We start from the raw sequence: 20,392 nt of genomic DNA on the forward strand, positions 1-20,392 counted from the left end.
ATAAGATGAGATGGCTAGTCAACAATTTTGATCCCTAATCCGGCTGCAATGATCAACGCCTGTTCTTGATTGACAATTAAATCCTTCAATCGATCCTGCGAGAGCATGATTCGTTCAAATTCGTTGCTAGAAAAATCTAAGCCAGTCATTCTGACATTCATCCAGTTGCTGTTAGTTAACTCATTATGTTCAATAAACAAATGCTTCCAAGTAATCTCGAAAAACTCACTATCGTTTAGCTGACAATGATCAAACTGAACATTTTTTAGATTAGTCCCACTAAATGAAGCAAAATTGGCAATGCAATTGCTGAAGCGACAATCTCTCAAATAACTTTCAGCGAAATTGGTTCCCGTCAGCTTACATTGATCAAAGACTACTTGATGGAAGCTGCCTCCAATCCAGTCAAGATTAGACAAGTCACATTTTTCAAAGATGACGTTGTTGCATTCAACACGCTCTAACCGAGTACGTTGCATAGTAATCTTCTTTAGCTTTGAACCACGAATCATCAAGTTTCGGGCAGTCAAATAGCTGTAGTCCATTTCATTAATATCGATTCCTTCAAAGGTAGCTTCATCTTCTAAATAGAAATCATTTGTAAAATGGTTAGGTAAAATAGGGTGTGCCGGTCGGTTCTTTTTCATGCAAGCTCTCCTTTTATTAATCTGAGTGAACCTGAGCTGCTAGAACAAGTGTCAGGAGGTTTGATAGAACGATCCTTTGTTAGTGCTTGAACACTTTCATTCAAAATCCGACTTCTCCAGTTGCCGTTTTAGCTTCACTCAATTTTTTTACATGCTCGTGATTAGTATATCAGTTCCAGTTATTCGCTAAAATCTTTTTCTATATAATCAATGCATTAGCAGTATCTTTCTGACTAACTATTTCGTGATTTACTTCAGTATAAATTGTCGCAAACAAGTCGCCTTCAATTATTTGCCTAACATTCATCTAACACACTAGGACTGCTTACTCCTTTCATTAGCCTTCTTCATAATAGAAAACTTCTAAACGAATGCCATTAGGATCTTCGAAAAAGACAGCGTAATAATTGGGAGCAATTTTGTCATAATAGCGCGCTTCATTATGCAATATTGTTACGTCAAGCTGGCTGAGCTCTTCATAAAAATCATCAATTGCTTGTTTTGATTCAGCAGCGAAAGCAAAATGTTGAATAGCTTTTGGTGTTCTCACATCGATGTGCTGATTTTTCAACTCCGTTTTCGGAGAGCAAATTGCGAAATCCAAATCTTCATGCATATACTCAACCACTGACATGTCCATATGCGGTAAATCACCTTTGTATTTGTGAGTAATATCCCATCCAAGAATTGTAAACAGTTGATCATAAAACCTTTCAGATACTGCTATGTCTTCAACTGTAATATGTAAATGATGAAAACGATAGGTCATCGCCAACTCCCCTTTCTTAATCAACTACCCAATAACTTTGGCCATCCTTGGTTCGATTCATAAAACCATATTCAATTAAATAGCGTCTTAAAGTGACAAAGTCCTCGTTAACCAGCTGCAATATTTCATTCACCGCTGCTTCTGAATAATTTTTACTTGTATCGAATCGTTCGACAATTTTTGTTAAGACGATCACCTTGCGTTTTTCCTTACTAGGTAACGACGTTAAACGGCCTTCTTCGGTAAAATAAGTAGCCAAGACCTTATTGCGTTCTTCTGGAGTAATGTGGTAACGTTCATCAATCATTCGTGCTCCCCGATGAGGCGGGATAAACGGCTCTTCGTTAAGCAAGCTCATAATACTAAGAAAAACTTTGGCTTGCTTTTCTTTTTCCCGTAATTTAAAACGATGATTTCTGACCGTAGAAGTCGAAATGCCCATTCGTTGCGCGATTACTGAATCGCTTAGCTTACGAGCGAAAAGCTCTAAAATCTCTTGTTGAATCTCACTTAGTCCGCTGATTTCTTTGCGTTGAGCGATTAACGAGCCTAATGCTCCAGCATGCTCAGTATTTAAATGATGAATCATAGCTCGTTGTGCTACTGCTTGTTTATCATCAATCGGATAGATGTACCCCTCCTCGTATTGCTGCTTGCAATATAAACAACTGAATATTCCGGCTTGATAACGATAACCGTTTTGGTAATCCTCGATAGTTTCATCCATTATTCCTGGCTCCATTCTAATTCATCTATCTATAGACTAACATATTATTATTTTGTTTACAAATAGATAAACATATCGGTGGATAAGCATTTGTTTATCGCGATTTTAGATTGTATGTCATACTAAAGAAAAGAAAGAGGTGATCAGATGACTTCTGTAATGTGGTTTCGTCGCGATTTACGTTTAGAGGATAACACTGCGTTGTATCATGCTTTCGAAGATTCGGATGAGGTTGTCTTGCTTTTTCAAGTGAATCCCCAGCAGTTTTTAAAAGATAGCACAAATCATCAAGCTTTTTTTGCTAGTGTTGCTCATTTTCAGCTATCGGTAAATAAACAGCTGCATTTGCAAATTTTATATGGTGATCTAGCAGAAAGCTTTAATAAACTTAAGAAGACTTTGAAAGACTGGGATCGGATTTATTTTAATTATGATGAGCGTGGCTTTGGCGCAGAGCGTGACCATAAGATGCGCGCGTTTTTTAAAGAAAATAAGATTATCGTACATGATTATTTAGACCATCACCTACATGGCGCTAAAGAAATTAGAAATCAAAGTGGTGATTCCTACAAAGTATTTACCCCTTACTATAATCAATGGAAGCAATTGTCTAAACCAACACCTATAAAAGTGAATTTAAAAGCTGAAAAGGTATTAAAAGATCCATTGTTTCCAGAAGATGAGGAAAAATTTGCTGAATTATGCGAGGCTCTCCCAGACGAACCTCTTTATAAATTGGGAACAAGCGCTGCGAAAGAGCAATTAGAGCATTTTATTTTAGAAGATGTCATGGATTATACGAAAGCGCGGGATATTCCTGCACAAGATCGAACGAGTCGCCTCTCCCCTTATTTACGAACTGGAGAACTTTCGATTCGAACGGTTTGGCAAAAACTGCAGGAAACTGAAGATAGTGAAGGAAAGCGAACCTTTGAAAAAGAGCTATGCTGGCGTGACTTTTATAATATGATTTATGCTGCTAATCCCAAACAAAAGCAGCAGCCAATTCAAGCAAATTTTCAGTTTGTTCAATGGAATGACGATGCCGATTCTCTTAAGAAATGGCAGCAAGGACAAACCGGTTATCCGATTGTTGATGCGGCCATGCGTCAGTTAAATCAAACAGGTTGGATGCACAACCGTTTAAGAATGATTGTGGCTTCTTTTCTGACGAAGGACTTGCTGATTGATTGGCGAAAGGGAGAAAAATACTTCCAAAAAAGTTTGATTGACTATGATCCTGCAAGTAATATTGGTGGCTGGCAATGGGCTGCTTCTACCGGAACGGATGCTGTACCTTATTTTCGTATCTTTAATCCAACCATTCAGTCGGAAAGATTTGATCCTTCGGGGGAATTTATTCGCAAATACGTTCCAGAATTAAAGAATTTGCCAGATAAACTGATTCATCAGCCGGAAAAAATGTCTGACGAACAGCAGTCAGACTATGGTGTTTTTTTAGGTGAAGACTATCCGGCGCCTATGGTTAATCATAAAGAAGCACGTCGCAAAGCGCTATCTGCTTATGAAGGCAGTCGAGAATTTGCTAAAGAAGCTCCAGGTTTTGATAAAGACTAAGCGCAAGCCGCTGAATTCCTAACTGGAGTTCAGCGGCTTTTATACAGCATTAATTCAGTTGGATAACCCATTTCGACTATTTTTTTGTATGGTCTAAAACCGCTGGCAATTAGCCGCTGTCTTTCCCCAATATCCAGTTTGTCTTTTTCTCTAAAGGTAGTTGTCGACAGAGTTTCTCGATCTAAACTTTTCAATTTAAATAGTTCGCGTAATAGCCGTACTTCAATCTCCTGGTTCCATAAAAACGGTAAGGAGGATAAACCATCTATTCGATTATTAGACTGGTCATAAATCAATAAACCGATAACTACATCTTCAGAGGTAGCTATCCATACATGCTTTTTTTGCAGCCGCTGTTTAACAGTGTAATAAAAACTATGCTCTTCATAATAAGGAAACGCCCATTGAATATGTTCCATATAGATAGCTAATTGATGGAGGTCTTCCATTTGTGCTAAACGAATAATACTTTGATGAGGGGAACGATAAAGTATTCGCTTGGTTGCACCTACCAATCCAAAGGGTCTTTTTTGCTGACGAAACTGGCTGGGACTGACCTTGTAAATTTCTCTAAAGGCTTTGCTAAAGGACTGCTGATTTTGATAACCACTTGCTAACGCTACATTCATAATCGGTTGATCATTGTTTAATAAACTTAAAGCGGCTTCGTGTAATCGCCGCTTTTTAATATAGTCATAAAGCCTCCAATTAGTTGCCGCTGAAAACTCATGCTGCAAATGATATTTTGAATAATGCAGCTGTTGAGCTAACTTATCTAAAGAAATAGGTTGATTTAGATGCTCATCAACATACTGTTCAATAATTGTAACCAGCTTACTCAAGAGGCACCTCTTTCTATTAATACTAAATGATGGATTGCGCGTGTGGCCGCAACAAACAATTGTTGTCGTCCAGCTTGGCCTGAAAAGTTCTCCGATTGACTATCTAAGATCATTACTGCATCAAATTCTAATCCCTTGGCTGTACTAACACCACATAGATAAGTTCCCGTCTTTTCCAGTGTTTGATTGTTGTCTAGCAGCAAAGTAACTGCAAACAAGTTTTTCAATTCCTCATACCATTTTTGTGCCTGCTGTCTGTTTTTTGTAATTAAAGCAATTGTTTTAAAACAAGCTTTTAATGAGAACATTTTTCTTTGAATCGTGTCGACTGCTTCGTCGTATTTAACTTGCAGCACTTCTGGAGTAGTTCCGTGACGAACAACTGGTTCAATCTGCTGATCAAAGATTAAACGCTTAGCAAAAGTCATAATTTCATAGGTGGAACGATAACTTTTGTTAAGTTGTACTAAGTCAGCCTTTGAGAAAACCTTTTGAAGTTGCTCAAGATTCATAGAATTCGCGACTGTTAATTGCTGACTGTAATCACCAACTAACAATTTTTGACAGGGGAATAACTCCTGAATTACCTGCAGCTGCAAATACGTATAATCTTGAATTTCATCAATAACGACATACTTATTCTCCTTAAAAACTAGTTTCTTATCAAAAAAAGAGTGAATATAAGCCAATGGAAATAGATCAGAAAAGCTAAACCTTTTCGTTGGTTGAATCCCTTGTTTGATTAGAAAGGCATCATAAAGAGCATTGCTAGAACGATAAGCCAGTAATTTCATCAATTTCTTATTAAGCTGTCCTTTTGTAGGCACTCGTTTTGGTCGGAATGGCTTACTCTTTATATCTTCTATTATATCATTGGCAATTAGCTCAAGCCGAACAATAATTGGTTGACGATGGTAGGCTAGAAAACGTCTATTTAAATAAGTAGGAGAAAATTCATAACCGGCAATTTCTAATGATTCTGTCTGAAAAATACATTGCTCAACCTCAGTCAAAAAGTCTTTCAATTCTTTAAAGCTGTTTGTCAAAGCTAGATAATCGACTCTTTCAGGCAGCTTCCCTGCTATTGCTTGTTCCATTTCCTCTAACCGAGAGATCACTGCAGTTTGTTGAGTCACCTGTTCCATCAGCAAATCAATACTCCATTCATTCACTGGCTCCTCCCCAAGTTCTGGCAGTACTTCAGAAATATAAGTGCCAAAAACTCGATTGGGAGAAACAATTGTAATTTGTTCCGAAGAAAGTCGTTCTCGCTCCTGATATAAAAGAAAAGCAATGCGATGCAAGGCGATTGACGTTTTTCCAGACCCTGCTACGCCATGAACAATTAAATCCCTGTGGTTCTTAGATCGGATAATTTGATTCTGCTCTTTTTGAATAGTACCGATGATAGTAGACATTCGTCCACTTTGTTGCGTACTCAACTCTTTTTGCAAAATGTCATCAAAAATGGTTGTTTGAGTATCCAATACGTAGTCAAGCTTGCCGTTTTTAAATTTTATTTGTCTTTTTCCGGTGATTGCTCCACTTACCGAACCGTTTGGCGCTTCATAATTGGCTGAACCAAAATCAAAGTCATAGAAAAGACTGGCTATCGGAGCTCGCCAATCATAAATTAATAGTTGATTCTGCTCATTAGAAAAGGAAAAGCGACCAATATATATAGGCTCTGTTTCCACTTCGCCATCAAAAAGAAAATCTACCCGAGTAAAATATGGATTAATTAATTGCTTTTGCAGTTTTTCTAATTGATGAAACGTGATAGAACCAGCTGCTACCTGTTGTTCCTGCAAACAAATATTGGCAAACATCTCATGAGGATCAATCTCTCCTTTATAATTAACGAGATATGCTTGAAATTGCTGTAATTCCTTAGAGGCTGATGTTAATGAATCCGTCCAAAATCTTTGCTGTGACAACATCTGTTGTTTAATTTGCTGCCAATTCTGCTGTTCTTCCTTTTCAATTCTATTCATGATCCAGTCACTCCTTTTAGTCACATCAATCATTCATTATAAAGGAAGAATCAGCATCAGTTTTGTCCAATCATGCGATCTTTTAATGCTCCAAATTTTGATAAAAATCTACTAGCTGTTTTTTTCGTTCGGCGGCTAATTGTTTTTTAGGTATTCCTTGAATTGCTCCTTCAATACCATAAAGCATATTCAAACAGGCTCCGGCATCTCGCTGAATCCGAATCTTTAAAAAAACTGACTCGGTGCCCATATTAATTAAATCCTCATAAGATTTGATACCGATTGCATTTAAATGTTCAGCTAATACCTTCCCAACATTAGGTAAATGTTGTAAATCTGTCATTGTTGCACCTTCTCTCCAAGCTGGTAAATCCTTCATCATGGTCTCGACAACGCCAACTGCTGCCCCTTCATCAATTCCTTGGGTTCGAATAACAAACTCGATCAAATCTTTTCGTTTTTCTTCGTAGGTTTGCATCCGACCATCCGGTGCTGCACAATAGAGACAATAGCTTTTATTGATATCTCCTTGTGCATGATCCTCCGGTCTTTCCATCGGCATTCCACAGGCAATACATTGTTTCATTTTCATCAACCTTTCCGAATTAAGTGTAAATATCCTTCAATCCATTCTTCCTGATAACGCTGAATCACTGAGCAATTCGGTGCAAACATTGCTTTGTTTTGTAAATAGTAATGAATTATTCCAAGCCAGGTATTAAAAAGTAAATGCGGCGGTACAGTGGGAAGATGATCTTCTTGCTCTAATAAAAGTAGTAAATGAGCCGATAAAGTTGATTGGTGAGCGAACAGTTTTTCTTGGGTGATTTTAGGTAAAAGCGACATATTAGAAATTATTTGAGTATAAAATGCTTCCTTCTTTTGTAATAAAGCCAAATGCTGTGCTAAAAATTCCTCGATAGTTCCACTATCAGCAACAACCTGATGGATACGAGTATTCATTTTTTTGAAGAAGGTATCAATAACTGCATCAATCAAATCTTCTCGAGTAGGAAAATGTAAAAATAGTGATCCGTGGGCTACACCAGCAGCTTGAGCAATTTTACTGGTGGGAATTTGAAATCCTTCTTCAGCAAATAAACGACTAGCTGAATCAATCAGACGCGTTCTTGTTTGCCGTTTCTTCTTATCCCGCAAGGTTTCTTTCATCCTTTTAGCCTCCTTTAACTGAGTATACACTCATTCTATTTATTAGACTTAGTTCTGTCAATTACTGTTTTCGACTTTTTCAATAAATGGTATGATGATGATACCTATCAGAAAGAGAGTCTATTATGAAAACCTGGGAAAGTATCCAACAGACCATTGATTATATCGAGGAACATCTTGATCAAGAGCTAGCCTTAACAGAATTAGCTGCAGTGGCACATCTCTCACCGTTTTATTTCCAGCGTTTGTTTAAAAGATTAGTCGGACGGCCAGTCATGGAATATGTAAAGCTCCGGCGTCTGGCGCTTTCTTGCCACTTACTCGTTACTACTCAGAAAAGAATCCTTGAAATTGCTTTAGCTGTGGGGTTCAATAGTCATGCTTATTATACGAAAGTCTTTAAAGCAGCATATGGAATGACACCTGAGAACTACCGGATTGAACAACCTGCTTTGAATCAAATGCTTCAGCCTGATTTGACAATGACACAAACCGTCTTAGCAGAAAATGATTCTTATATTGCTGAAGATATGGTACTGAATATCGAGTACCGTAGAATGACTGAGCCAGAGTATTATCAAGGGATTATTGGTCAACTGATTATTGCCAACAATATTCCAATTGGCGGGACTACTGGTATTAATCAAGCGGATGCTGTTTGGGAACAATTTCACCTGATGAAAAAAGAATTTGCAACGTATTTTGTGGGAAACATTGAATTAGGGGCTTCTTTTTTACAGGATCCAGCACTTGATCCACTTGCTCTAGAACCAACAGAGACCTTTGATTATTTTGCTGGCGGAAAGGTTACTCAACCAAGCCATACAAATTGGGAAACATGGACAATTACTCCAGGAGAGTATATTGTATGCCGGTTTGAAGTAGCCAACACAGTTGAGATGAAAAACGCTGCTCTTGCTAAAGCTCTTAACTATTTATTGGGAACCTGGTTGCCGAGCAAACAATTGATTACTAAACCTTATTCTATTGAAAAATATTTGTCAGCTCCCCAAGAAGCAATCGCAGTTATAGAAATATGGGTAGCACCCTTACCCATTGCATAAAAGAAACCTGCCACACTGCGCGACAGGTTTCTTTTTTATTTTATAGGGAAGCTTTTAAATAAGGTTTGGTAATTGAATCGTTACTGTCCAGCAATTCCTGCGGTGTACCGCTGAACATAATTTTTCCTCCCTTAGCTCCTCCCTCTGGTCCTACTTCAATTAACCAATCGGCTTGTTTCATAATAGCTAAGTGGTGCTCCAATAAAATTAAACTATTTCCTTGATCTACCATTTGATTGAATAAGTGGAGCAGCTCCTGGATATCAGCCAAATGTAAGCCATCTGTTGGCTCATCTAATAAGTAAATAGAACCTTTCTTGTGCAATTGCCCAGCCAATTTTAAGCGCTGCAGCTCGCCACCAGATAAGGTAGTCAAGGATTGATTCAAGCGCAAATAGCCTAAACCTACATCTACTAAGGCCTTTAATTGGTTATTAAATTTTTCTTTTTCAAAAAAGTGATACGCTTCAGTAACCGTAAAATGCAAAACATCCACAATATTTTTTTCACGATACTGATAAGTTAAAATTTCTGGTGCATATCGCTCTCCATGACAAACCTCACAAACCGTTACAATGTCTTCCATAAAGGACATATCTGTCACAATAACTCCTTTTCCGTGACAACGTGGGCAAGCCCCTTTTGAGTTATAACTAAAATAGGCAGCTGAGATATTATTTGCTTTAGCGAACAGCTGGCGGATGTCATTAAAAACATTTAAATAGGTTAAGGGAGTCGAACGTAAATTAATTCCAATATTTTTCTGTGAAATTGCAACAATATCACGTCCTTGTTCCAGTGCGGTTTGACGTACTGCTTCGCCTAAGGAGCTCTTGCCCGAACCAGCTACACCGCATAGCACCGTTAGCACTCCCAATGGCACTTCGACTGAAACATTCTTTAAATTATGGATTGTTGTATCTTTTAGCGTTATAGTGCCAGTGGGTTTTCGTACTTGTTTCTTTACAGGAAATCGGCTTTGCAAGAGCTGGCTGGTAATCGTTCCGCTTTTAAGAAAATCCTGATAACTGCCGGCAAATTGAATTTCACCACCCGCTTCACCAGCACCAGGACCCATATCGATAATATAATCAGCAGCTTCAATAAGCTGAGGATGATGTTCAACTAGGATAACGGTATTTCCTTTATCTCTTAACATAGTTAAAGCTTGTTTGAAACGATCGATGTCTTTCGGGTGTAATCCAGCACTTGGTTCGTCCAACACATACATAATATCCGTTAAGGAGCTATTAATATATTTGGAAATTTTTATTCGCTGTGCTTCCCCACCAGACAATGTTCCTGTTGAGCGAGCTAAGGTTAAGTAGCTTAACCCAATATCTAACAAAGCAACCAGTCGTTTTTGTAATTCTCGTTGAATATCTACCGCTAAAGGAGCATCAATTTTCTGAACAAACTCCGCTAACTCATCCAAAGACATTAAGACTAGATCAGAAATATTCTTTCCATCAATTAAACAAGTCCTTACCCGATCATTTACTCGTGTACCATGACAAGCTGGACAGGTTTCCACTGTTACAAAACGGTTTAATTGCTTTTGATGTCTTTTCCCTTCATCTTTATTTAATATACTGCGCTGCATTCGCGGAATCAGACCTTCGAATAAAGCGGTATGAGGCCATTCTTTAGGAGGATTCTTTAGCTTAACTTGCGGTGAGTACAAAAATAGCTCCAGTTCTTCTGGTGAATAATCTTTAATTTTTTTATCTAAATCGAACAGCCCGCTGTCAGCATATCTCCTCCAACGCCAAAAGCCATGGTGAAAGGTCGGAAAGTCGATAGCATCCTGATTAAGGGATTGATTAAAATCTACCAATTTATGAATATCAATAGTAGTCGTCGTACCTAAACCATCACATTGTGGACATTTTCCCTCAGGATGATTAAATGAAAAGGTATCGGAATACCCAATAAAAGGTTCCCCCACGCGTGAAAAGAGCAGCCGCAGAAAAGTGTAAATATCTGTGTAAGTTCCTACGGTTGAGCGGGCATTTGCTGACAGTTTTTTTTGGTCAATCACAATTCCCACTGGCAGCTGTTCAATCGACGCAACTTCCGGCCGGCCATATTTAGGTAAATATTGCTGTAAAAAGCTCGGAAAGGTTTCATTTAATTCCCGTCGTGACTCTGCTGCCAAGGTATCAAATACTAAGGATGATTTTCCTGAACCTGATAATCCAGTGACAACCGTTAATTGTTTTTTGGGTATCGCAGTCGAAACATTCTTTAGATTATTTTGTCTTGCATTCTTGATCGTAATCCATTGCTGTTCCATGATTGAACCTCCTTGTTCTTTGCTATGATAAATGGGTCATATATAGTCTAGGACATCCTAGCAAAGAACGCAAAGAAACTAATTTTCGCGGGTATTTATTAAGTAATCGTCACAAACTTTCTATTTAGTTTGACGCATTTTAGTAAAACCTATAGAATAAATAATGATTGCACTTTCAGAGATAAGGAGCGTTCTATGTCTCACATTAAACAATACAAACACTTTATAAATACTAGATTTGGTTTTTTCAGCTTATTGCTATTATTGCTGTGGATAAAAAATATGTTCGGTTATGTAATGGATTTCCATCTTACTTTGCAAAGTCCATTGCAGTTCTTCATATTGCTAATTAATCCAATCAGTGTGTCTATGCTGCTGATAAGTATCGGGCTATTTATTAAACGTACTCGGGTTGCCTATACAGTCTTATTTGGTATTTATTTCTTATTATCCATTTGGCTGTTTTCCAATGCCGTTTATTATCGAGAGTTCACTGATTTTATCACTATCAATACTTTGTTAGGAGCTGGGCAGGTTTCAACCGGACTGGGGGAAAGCGCGGTTCGTTTGTTCAGAATTTATGATGTCTTTTACATTATTGATCTATTTATCCTTCCACTTTTATTATGGAAGAAAAAGATTAAAATGGATAATCGAGTTCCACGATTACGCCAAGCCACGGCCTTAGCAATGGTTTCTTTGCTGATTGGCAGCGGGAATCTCTTCTTAGCTGAAATTGACCGTTCTGGCTTGCTGAGTCGTCAGTTTTCTCGTGAACATTTAGTGAAATATCTGGGGATTAATGCCTTTACCTTTTATGATGGCTATCAAACTTATCAAAATAACCAGGTCCGAGCTGAAGCTAGTCCAACTGATTTAAAAGAAGTTGAAGACTATGTGGCCGATCATCAGGCAGCACCAAATGATCAAATGTATGGGATTGCTAAAGGTAAAAACGTCGTCTACATTCATTTGGAAAGCTTCCAGCAATTTTTAATCGATTATCAATTGACTGATGAAAATGGCGAAGCTCATACTGTAACCCCATTTTTAAATAGCTTGTTTCATGATCAAAGTACTTACAGCTTTGATAACTTTTTCCATCAGGTAAAGGCCGGTAAAACTTCTGATGCAGAAACTCTGCTGGAGAATTCTTTATTTGGTTTAAATCAAGGTGCCTTGTTTACCCAAATGGGTGATAAGAATACGTTTGAAGCTGCACCTAATATACTTCAGCAGACAGCTGGTTATACTTCGGCCGTTTTTCATGGACACTCAGCCAGCTTTTGGAATCGGGATGCTACCTATAAGCATCTAGGTTACGACTATTTCTTTGATTCCAGCTACTATGATATTAATGAAGATAATTCTTTCCAATATGGGATGCACGACAAGCCGTTTTTGAATCAGTCGGTTCAGTATTTAGAACACTTACAGCAGCCTTTTTATGCAAAAATGATTACTGTATCGAACCATTATCCTTATTCCAGTTTTAATAATGAGGAAGATGGATTTCCCTTAGCTAATACTAGTGATTCTACGATTAATGGTTACTTTGCTACAGCAAACTATTTGGATACAGCTTTGCAGGAATTCTTCGATTATATGAAAGCCAGTGGTTTGTACGATAATTCCATTTTTGTTCTTTACGGAGATCACTACGGCATTTCAAATACTCGTAATAGTGAACTGGCTCCTTTATTAGGCAAGTCCTCTGAGGAATGGGGAGATTTTGACAATGCTCAAATGCAGCGTGTCCCATTCATGATTCATATTCCCGGACAAACGAACGGGGGAATTAATCACACGTATGGCGGACAAGTAGATGCTTTGCCAACGTTACTGCATTTACTAGGGATTCCTACTGATGACTACTTAATGCTGGGACAAGATCTTTTTTCTTCAGAGCACCAGCAAGTTGTGGCCTTTAGAGATGGTGACTTTGTAACGCCAGAATATACTTTTTACGGTGGAAAGATTTATGACAATCAAACTGGATTGCCAGTTGATGAGCCGAATCTCGAGCAGCAAAAGCTGTTTACAAAACTAAATCAAGCAGTCGATGAGCAATTGATGACCTCTGATAAAATCAATAACGGCGATTTGCTGCGATTTTATCAAGGAAGCGGCTTGAAATCTATTAATCCACAAGATTTTGACTATCACAACCAGCTGGAACGCCTTTTGCAAATTGAGTCAGACAAAGGTAAAAATTCAACTAGTCTTTATAGTCAAAACAACGAACAAACAACCGTTCCGCTTTATCGGACGGAAACCTATACTGAATACCAAAAATAGTGGGACAGACTCCCACTATTTTTTATTTACATCAAGATAAATTAAGCTAAAATTTTTATTGCCCTACTCTTCCACTACAATTACAGCTAAATCCTCTGACTTTTCTAGTTTAGGATGGTCAGAAGATACATAGCCATCGTAAACCACTACCGAAAATTCTCGTTTCGTTTTTATTGCTAAAGCGATTAGTCTAGCAATGGTTCCTTCCTGCAGATTTCCATTAATGATTAGTTTCTTTCTTGATTTATTTAATAAGCTGGTTAACTTCTCCATCGCTTTCCGAGGGTTCATATGAAAATCCTTGTATGTAATGAACTCGGAAATCTTATTAGGTGTACAGCCTAATAAGATGTGCTTTTCTTCTACTACCTCATTTGATTTATTTTGCCTTTCTAAAAGATAACTCAAAATCCTGTTCATCCTGTTTAGCTCCTTTTGTCCTTTACTTGAAGGTTATTTTGAAATGCTATACCATAGTTATAAACTATCCCTTAAAGGGAAGGTCAAGGAGGAAACAGGTGGATTATAAAAATTTGTTAACGATCGGTAAATTAGCCAAAATATCTGGGGTACATGTGAAAGCCTTACGTTATTATGAAAGCATTGGAATATTGCCGCCAACCTATGTTAATCCAGAAAATGGTTATCGTTATTATTCTCAAGTTCATATTTATTTAGTTGAAACGATTCGTCTTTGTGCCGAATTGAGTATTCCTTTAAAGGAATTGAAAAAATATATTTCTGAAGAGAGCTTCGTTATTTCTATGCCCGATATCATTGAGATTGGAATTCAGCTAGCTAATCAAAAAATGCGCCAGTTTCAGGATAATTTAGCATTTTTAGAGAAAATAAAGCTAGAAATCCAGCGCTCCGATCGCTTATTTGAAGCTGATGAAGCCCAAACAATTACTATTCCTGAAACAGACTATTGGTTAGTCCCCTTTAGAGAAACCTTTGATAGTGACAGCTATGAGTATCATCAACTGTTAAATGAAACTTATGTTGAAGTGTTATCTTTAGGGCTGCGACCCGTCTATGAAATGGGCACAATGTTAAGATATTCAGGAGAACACTATCAGTCATTTCTTTTTCTGACTTTAGAAAAAAATCAGCGAAACTATTCTTATGATCGTACTTTTACAATGCCTAAGACTACTTATGTTTCAAAGCTGACAGAAACAAATACTTCTGATTTAGTTGAGAGACTATTTCCCGAGCTCTCTGACAAAGATTATGACAAGGTTGTTTTTAAATTGGATATTTTAACAAGCCAATTTAATGCTCATTCTCCTTTGTTTGAAGCTCGTTGTTCCTTACCAGCTGATTATTCATCTTAAGCCTATTACACGCACGAGCTTTATAATAAATAAAAATCGTACACTTTTAAGGCGGACGTAAAATCACAAATGTAGATGATCGTAGTGGGAAAACTCATAGCAGATTAGCTGTAGACGGTGGAATTGCTTGTTCGAACGAGGCTATCATTACGGCGATTTTTATCATGGAGATCCCTTTACCATAAAAAAATGACTAAAAAAGCTGCTCCGGTCTCTAAAATACCGGAGCAGCTTTTTCTCTATGCTACACTAATTGGAGCTGGTACAGGTTTTTCACCATCGTTGATGAAGTATACTTGATACCAGGTTAAGAAAGTATAGATCGTCCAAATTTTACGACGACCATCGGCTTTCCCTTCGAAATTATCATCCAACAGCTTCAAGATTTTTTCTTGATCAAAGAATTCTTTGACAAATTCCTGTTCGAACAGATTGCGAATAATCTTGTAATATTTTTCTTCCCTCAGCCAATCCTTGATTGGTACTGGAAAACCTAATTTTTCACGATTGTACCATTCTTCAGGCAAGTGACGAGCGGCTGCTTGACGAAATGCGTATTTCGTATTTTCTGCATTAATCAGATATTTGGTAGGTACTTGCTCAGAAACCTTCATTAGTTCTTTATCTAACAATGGAACTCGGACCTCCAATGAACTAGCCATTGAAAGCTTGTCCGCTTTTAGCAAAATATCTTTTGGCATCCATTGGTGCATATCTAAATACTGCATTTTTTTAATTTCAGACATGTCTTGCACTTGATCATAATGTACCTGAACAATGTCCTTAACGCTTGGACTCGACTGATAAGTTGGTTGTAGATACTCCACAGCTTCTTCTTCTTCAAATACTTTGGCTTGGCCAATAAAGAAATCTTCAGCAGGTGCTAAAGAAGTATACAGATGCAAGGCACCACGGAAAGTTTTTCCTTTTAGACCGCGACCAATTTTGTAACGCATGCCCTTAGGTAGTTTTTTCAGGCCTTCTGCCACTACTTTTACCATTTTAGAATTTGTATTCATTCCATATGCTTGGTAGCCGGCAAATAGTTCATCGGCCCCTTCCCCGCTTAATGCTACTCGTACATCACGACTAGCTAATTCAGCCAAGAAATATAATGGTACACAGGAAGGATTAGAATCTGGTTCATCTAAATGATATTGAATCAATGGGAAATAATCAAAGGCTTCATCGCCTGTAACCACCCGTGATGTATTGTTCAGGTTGATTAATTCTGCCAATTTCTTCGCCTCAACCGATTCATTATAGGTCTTATCCCCAAATCCGATGGAATAAGAATGTTCCGGACGCAGCACAGCAGTTACGTAACTAGAATCCACTCCAGAGGAAAGGAAAGAGCCGACTTCAACATCAGCGATTCGGTGAGCTTCCACTGAAGAAACCACCGTTTTATCAATTAAATCAACCGTTTCGTCTAAGGTTAAATCAGTTTCCTTTTCATCCACATCCCAATATTGCTCAATCTTCAGCTCGCCATCTTTATAAGTAAAATAGTGTCCCTCTTTGATGCGGTACACGTTTTTAAAGAAGGTTTCGTCCAAGGCCGAATATTGGAAAGTCATGTAAGGCTTCAAAGCTTCTTTATTCAATTCCTTCACGAAATTTGGATGCTTCAAAAAGCTCTTGATTTCTGAACCGTACATAAAAGTACCGTTCATTTGTGCATAGTACAATGGCTTAATCCCAAAATGATCTCGTGCACCAAACAATTCTTGCTTTTCCGTATCCCAAATAACAAATGCAAACATCCCGCGAATTTTTTGCAGCAGTTCAACACCATACTCTTCATACCCATGCAGCAACACTTCAGTATCAGCATGAGTTCTGAAAATATGACCCTTTGCAATTAGATCTTCACGAATGGATTGGTAGTTATAAATTTCACCATTAAATGTGATGATTTTTGTTTCATCTTCGTTATAGATCGGCTGTGAGCCGCCTTCTAAGTCAATGATACTTAACCGACGAAAGCCCAATGCCACTCCTTCATCAATAAATTGACCAGAGCTGTTTGGCCCACGGTGAACAATGGTATCCATCATTTCTTTGATGACTTGCTCTTTTTGTGTTGTATTTGAACGATCAACGAATCCTACAATTCCGCACACACTGTCTACCCTCTTTCAAATAACCTCAGATACACATAGGTATCAACTTTCAAAGTATATCATAGGATATCGCGACTTTCACGACTTGCGCAGTTTTTCCCGGAATTTTATCAAAAAATCTTAATTTTTTACAAAGGGTGAAAAGTAACTGGTAGGCACATTTTCTTTGACTGTCTCATAGTGTGATTATTTACCGATACCTAATTTATTGATCAAAGCCATATTATTTGCGGAATGCTTTATCAAAGCCACTAACTTATATGCTTTTTTTGACCTTGTTATGAGCAATAAAAAATTCATTTAACTATTTGCAAAAAAATACCCGAAGAACATTTAACTAAACCATCCTACTAGGCTGGAATAATTAGTTGTTCTTCGAGCAGATAAGCGAATTTTATTTTAGAGCTAATGATACCAAAAATGGATAGGCACCGAAAAATTCTATTAAGGATTTATTACTGTTAGCTGTATTTAAAGTTAGCCGTGTGGTATTTTGTTCTTCATTCTGAATCAGCTCAACCTTGTGTTCATTTTCCAACTTAACTAAATAGTGATCATCTTCAATTTTCTTAAAATCATATTTAGGATTATTCATGGTAGTAATAAATATATCATCTAAGGTATCAGCACTCACTAAATGCGGTAAGTTAAAGGACAAGTCTAATGGTCGGCTATTGTCTAACAAATTGTCATCCAATGTAAACCCTAAGCTCTTCATATGAGCGAATACAATGTTCATCTCATAACTTAATAATGAGTTTTGTCCACTTGTATAAATATGATGCTGGTAGCAATCTGCCAATAATGTCAAAACAGCATCATTTAATACAACCACTTTCATTGTTTCAGGATAAACGGTCATTAAATGAATCTTCTCTGTGCGGATTTTCCCATCAGAAGTAGGCATCATTAAATTAAAAGTGATTTCTTTGTCATTGATTAGCCGGTAAGAAAGTGTGAAATGCTTGGTTTCCCAAGTAGAAAAATCATTACTGGAAAGCTGCAGCTCGTGAGTTTCCAAAGGCTTCAGCAATTCAAAAGTAAAATATTCTAACAGAGCGCTTTTAGCAATAGCAGACACTTCATATTCTCGGTTTAAGAACACATCCCGAAAATCATTCAGCAAAGTTGGAAAATCGGATTCCATTAATTTCTTGCGGAATTTTAAGTCAGCTAATTCCTTCTCAGCATCTTGGATCAAATTTAACAGGTCTTGATAATTATTCTCCCGATTATCGTAATAGGAAAGTACCGAACGACTAAGCGGTTTTTCTTGGACAGGCAGTTCTTCAGCAGACTCGGAATTAAAATCTGCTTCATCTGTGTGCAAAATCTCTTTTTCTTTAATCGTTAACTCTTCATTTTCTTCAGGTTCCACCAAGGTGTCATATAGTTCACTTACCCGTGTTTTCTTTTCATCTGTCATTTACTTGTCCTCCTTGTTTAAAAACACTTGGACAAATTGCTGCAGCTGTTTTTCCATCTCTTCCAATGAACCAAAGCGTTTGTTAATTATCCGTAATTCCTTTAAGGCAATTGCTTGCTCCAAGGCAAGAGCTTTTTTTCTCTGAGCTAGCTCAATCTTTTGCGACTCACGAGATACTTCGCTGCTGACAAAAGGAAGCCATTTGCGGTGTTCCTCTTGAAGTCCTAAAATTTTGCGATTCAATTGATCGATTTCATCATCAATTTTCTTACGGTTTAACAGACCCTTGGATTCCTCCAACTCAGCCTTTTGGTGTTCTTGTTGTTGGATTTGCAGCTCCAGTTCATCAATCTCTGAACGAGCAGCAATTATTTTGGCATCAAAATCATTTTCCTGCTCCTGTAATGCGACAATTTCGTCCCGGTAAGTTCCCTCTTCAGCTTTTTTCCACTGTTCTTTCACCTCAGGCAAAATCATTACAGAAGGTTGTGTCGCATCCAGCTGGATCACCGCACGGTCTCGATAATAGCTGCCTAATTGATAGTTTAGCAATACTGGAGTTACTTGTTCCCGTAATTGCATGAAAGGATACGTCCGTATAAACTCTCTGTCCAGCTTACTGATAAAGTAATTGTCCATCTCATGATTTTTGTTACTAGACTGTTGAATTGATACCGGTAATTCATTCCAGTAAATTTGATAAACGCTTCCCATGTCTTCTCTTTCCATGGCTTCTTCGAGACGTTGCAGCTGTGACATTAAGTCTCCTAGTACAACTGAAGCTGATTCCTTGACTGAATCAAAGGATGTTTCAGGCTGATTTTCTGGCGTCTCCATTTGATCGCCTCCTTATGCAGGTTTATAATCTCATAGTACCATTTTTTTATGCAAAAAAGTGATTTCATGACTTAAAAGGCCCAAAAAGAGCGTTGACCTGACGATCAACGCTTCTATCTTTGCTGTCACTAAATTATATTAATAAAATGCAAACAATTAATCAATTAATTCCCAAGGTTGCCAAAGAAATCTTTGATCGATTGCCATAGGTTAGCAAAAAAGCCTTGATTATCCTCCAATGTTCCCTTCAAAGAATCACCAAATTTTCCTAACTGATCCGACAGACTATTAACAGTGTCTTTAAAATCACTACTGATTTTATCCAACTGCTCAATAGACTCTTTATCTAATACACCATCAGTAGTTTGGTATTGTTCAGCTAAAGAAACCAATTTATTGATGTCATCTTGGCTAATATATTGAGAGAGATTATTTTTTTCCAAGGCTTCATTAACAATTTTTTGAACATCCTCTTTAGTAGCTAATTCACCTTGTTTTTCTTTAAGATCTGCTAAATCCTTTTTGATATCAACTAAGGTTTGATTCAATTGAGCTTTATAGGCTTCGTCAGCTTTTTCTTTATCGCTGGCTGAAAGATCTTGCTGCTGTTTGTTCTCATTCGCACTGTTTACAATCGATTGAGAAACTTCATTAGTAGTATCCAATTCTGTTTGAGCTAACTGGGCACGAGCTGGGTCAACCTTTTCGCCATTTGACTCAAAAGCTTTATAGACACCCGTCAGTGCACTTTCACCTGTTACTTTAACAACACTGGCTACCTTTATTGTAGCATCAGAAATACCAGCAGTAACCAAAGGATTTTTGTATTGATCAGCAGTAATTTGAGTAATATTTTCTGGCGTTAAAATTTTTACATTTATTCCTTTGCCCGGATCTTCTCGATTAACTACAACGGAACTCAGCATGACACTGTCATCGCCACTGCCATAGCCTAAGTATTTAACTAAATCCGCTCCTGTTGCTTGTTCAGTTTTAACGCTATCCTGATTAATACCTAATACATTCATAGTTTCATTCAGTTGCTGCTGACTTAATCCAGCCCCCGCGACAAAAGTTGGTTTGCCCCAACGTTCATTAATTACTGTTTCAGAGTTTGAACTAGTAGCATGAGCTGTTGCAGCTGCTTGAAAACTACCCACTCCCAATGACAATGTTAAGCTGGCTAAAATTATATATTTGTGTAATTTCATTTGTTTAGTCCTCCTATTGCTTCTCTGGCTTTATTTTAGCTGATTCCTGTTTTTCTAGCTAAAATAGCGC

At 37.7% G+C, this 20,392-nt stretch carries 17 protein-coding genes; 4 read left to right on the top strand and 13 right to left on the bottom strand.

Annotated elements, in window-relative coordinates; all coding sequences use genetic code 11:
- Positions 1–14: 14 nt before the first annotated feature.
- The 3 genes from I588_RS20365 to I588_RS20375 form a co-directional block, all read right to left on the bottom strand.
- A complete protein-coding gene (locus tag I588_RS20365) occupies positions 15–647 on the bottom strand; it encodes a pentapeptide repeat-containing protein (protein WP_010759003.1) in 633 nt (210 codons plus the stop codon).
- 337 nt (positions 648–984) lie between these two features.
- Positions 985–1,416 carry a VOC family protein gene (locus tag I588_RS20370; protein ID WP_010759002.1) on the bottom strand — a complete coding sequence of 144 codons (432 nt, stop codon included), beginning with the start codon at positions 1,414–1,416 and terminating at the stop codon, positions 985–987.
- Positions 1,417–1,432: 16 nt separating this feature from the next.
- On the bottom strand, positions 1,433–2,143 hold the full coding sequence (locus I588_RS20375; protein ID WP_010759001.1) for a DUF2087 domain-containing protein: 711 nt from the start codon (positions 2,141–2,143) through the stop codon (positions 1,433–1,435).
- A 147-nt stretch (positions 2,144–2,290) separates the two neighbouring features.
- On the opposite strand from I588_RS20375, the gene I588_RS20380 reads away from it, so the two are divergent.
- Entirely contained in the window at positions 2,291–3,721 is a 1,431-nt protein-coding gene (locus tag I588_RS20380) for a cryptochrome/photolyase family protein (RefSeq protein ID WP_010759000.1), read from the top strand.
- Between the two features lie 29 nt (positions 3,722–3,750).
- Here I588_RS20380 and I588_RS20385 read toward each other — a convergent pair whose 3' ends face one another.
- The 4 genes from I588_RS20385 to I588_RS20405 all read right to left on the bottom strand — a co-directional run bounded on the left by I588_RS20385 (position 3,751) and on the right by I588_RS20405 (position 7,727).
- Positions 3,751–4,563 carry a helix-turn-helix transcriptional regulator gene (locus tag I588_RS20385; protein ID WP_010758999.1) on the bottom strand — a complete coding sequence of 271 codons (813 nt, stop codon included), beginning with the start codon at positions 4,561–4,563 and terminating at the stop codon, positions 3,751–3,753.
- Complete coding sequence (locus I588_RS20390; protein ID WP_010758998.1) at positions 4,560–6,557, bottom strand: HelD family protein; 1,998 nt, start codon at positions 6,555–6,557, stop codon at positions 4,560–4,562. The genes I588_RS20385 and I588_RS20390 overlap by 4 nt, the downstream gene beginning before the upstream one ends.
- 82 nt (positions 6,558–6,639) lie before the next feature.
- On the bottom strand, positions 6,640–7,143 hold the full coding sequence (locus I588_RS27740; protein ID WP_211219412.1) for a TfoX/Sxy family DNA transformation protein: 504 nt from the start codon (positions 7,141–7,143) through the stop codon (positions 6,640–6,642).
- 5 nt (positions 7,144–7,148) lie between these two features.
- Positions 7,149–7,727 carry a TetR/AcrR family transcriptional regulator gene (locus I588_RS20405; protein WP_010758996.1) on the bottom strand — a complete coding sequence of 193 codons (579 nt, stop codon included), beginning with the start codon at positions 7,725–7,727 and terminating at the stop codon, positions 7,149–7,151.
- Positions 7,728–7,852: 125 nt separating this feature from the next.
- Between I588_RS20405 and I588_RS20410 the strand changes: the two genes are divergently transcribed.
- Positions 7,853–8,791 (top strand): helix-turn-helix domain-containing protein, encoded by a 939-nt coding sequence (locus tag I588_RS20410; protein WP_010758995.1) that lies wholly within the window; start codon positions 7,853–7,855, stop codon positions 8,789–8,791.
- A gap of 40 nt (positions 8,792–8,831) precedes the next feature.
- Here the strand turns inward: I588_RS20410 and I588_RS20415 are convergent, their stop codons facing one another.
- Positions 8,832–11,087 (bottom strand): ATP-binding cassette domain-containing protein, encoded by a 2,256-nt coding sequence (locus I588_RS20415; protein WP_010758994.1) that lies wholly within the window; start codon positions 11,085–11,087, stop codon positions 8,832–8,834.
- A gap of 195 nt (positions 11,088–11,282) precedes the next feature.
- On the opposite strand from I588_RS20415, the gene I588_RS20420 reads away from it, so the two are divergent.
- A complete protein-coding gene (locus I588_RS20420; RefSeq protein ID WP_010758993.1) occupies positions 11,283–13,385 on the top strand; it encodes an LTA synthase family protein in 2,103 nt (700 codons plus the stop codon).
- A gap of 63 nt (positions 13,386–13,448) precedes the next feature.
- Here the strand turns inward: I588_RS20420 and I588_RS27515 are convergent, their stop codons facing one another.
- Entirely contained in the window at positions 13,449–13,805 is a 357-nt protein-coding gene (locus I588_RS27515) for a hypothetical protein (protein ID WP_010758992.1), read from the bottom strand.
- A gap of 98 nt (positions 13,806–13,903) precedes the next feature.
- Between I588_RS27515 and I588_RS26540 the strand changes: the two genes are divergently transcribed.
- Positions 13,904–14,722, top strand: a complete 819-nt coding sequence (locus I588_RS26540) for a MerR family transcriptional regulator (RefSeq protein WP_010758991.1) — start codon at positions 13,904–13,906, stop codon at positions 14,720–14,722.
- Between the two features lie 239 nt (positions 14,723–14,961).
- On the opposite strand, the gene asnB is transcribed toward I588_RS26540, so the two are convergent.
- The 4 genes from asnB to I588_RS20450 all read right to left on the bottom strand — a co-directional run bounded on the left by asnB (position 14,962) and on the right by I588_RS20450 (position 20,322).
- Positions 14,962–16,848 carry an asparagine synthase (glutamine-hydrolyzing) gene (gene asnB, locus I588_RS20435; RefSeq protein ID WP_010758990.1) on the bottom strand — a complete coding sequence of 629 codons (1,887 nt, stop codon included), beginning with the start codon at positions 16,846–16,848 and terminating at the stop codon, positions 14,962–14,964.
- 394 nt (positions 16,849–17,242) lie between these two features.
- On the bottom strand, positions 17,243–18,274 hold the full coding sequence (locus I588_RS20440; RefSeq protein ID WP_010758989.1) for a hypothetical protein: 1,032 nt from the start codon (positions 18,272–18,274) through the stop codon (positions 17,243–17,245).
- Positions 18,275–19,111, bottom strand: a complete 837-nt coding sequence (locus I588_RS20445) for a hypothetical protein (protein ID WP_010758988.1) — start codon at positions 19,109–19,111, stop codon at positions 18,275–18,277. It lies immediately after the preceding gene.
- Between the two features lie 164 nt (positions 19,112–19,275).
- On the bottom strand, positions 19,276–20,322 hold the full coding sequence (locus I588_RS20450; RefSeq protein ID WP_010758987.1) for a DUF1002 domain-containing protein: 1,047 nt from the start codon (positions 20,320–20,322) through the stop codon (positions 19,276–19,278).
- Between the last annotated feature and the right edge of the window lie 70 nt (positions 20,323–20,392).

The organism is Enterococcus pallens ATCC BAA-351 (assembly GCF_000407485.1).
Lineage (GTDB): Bacteria > Bacillota > Bacilli > Lactobacillales > Enterococcaceae > Enterococcus_A > Enterococcus_A pallens.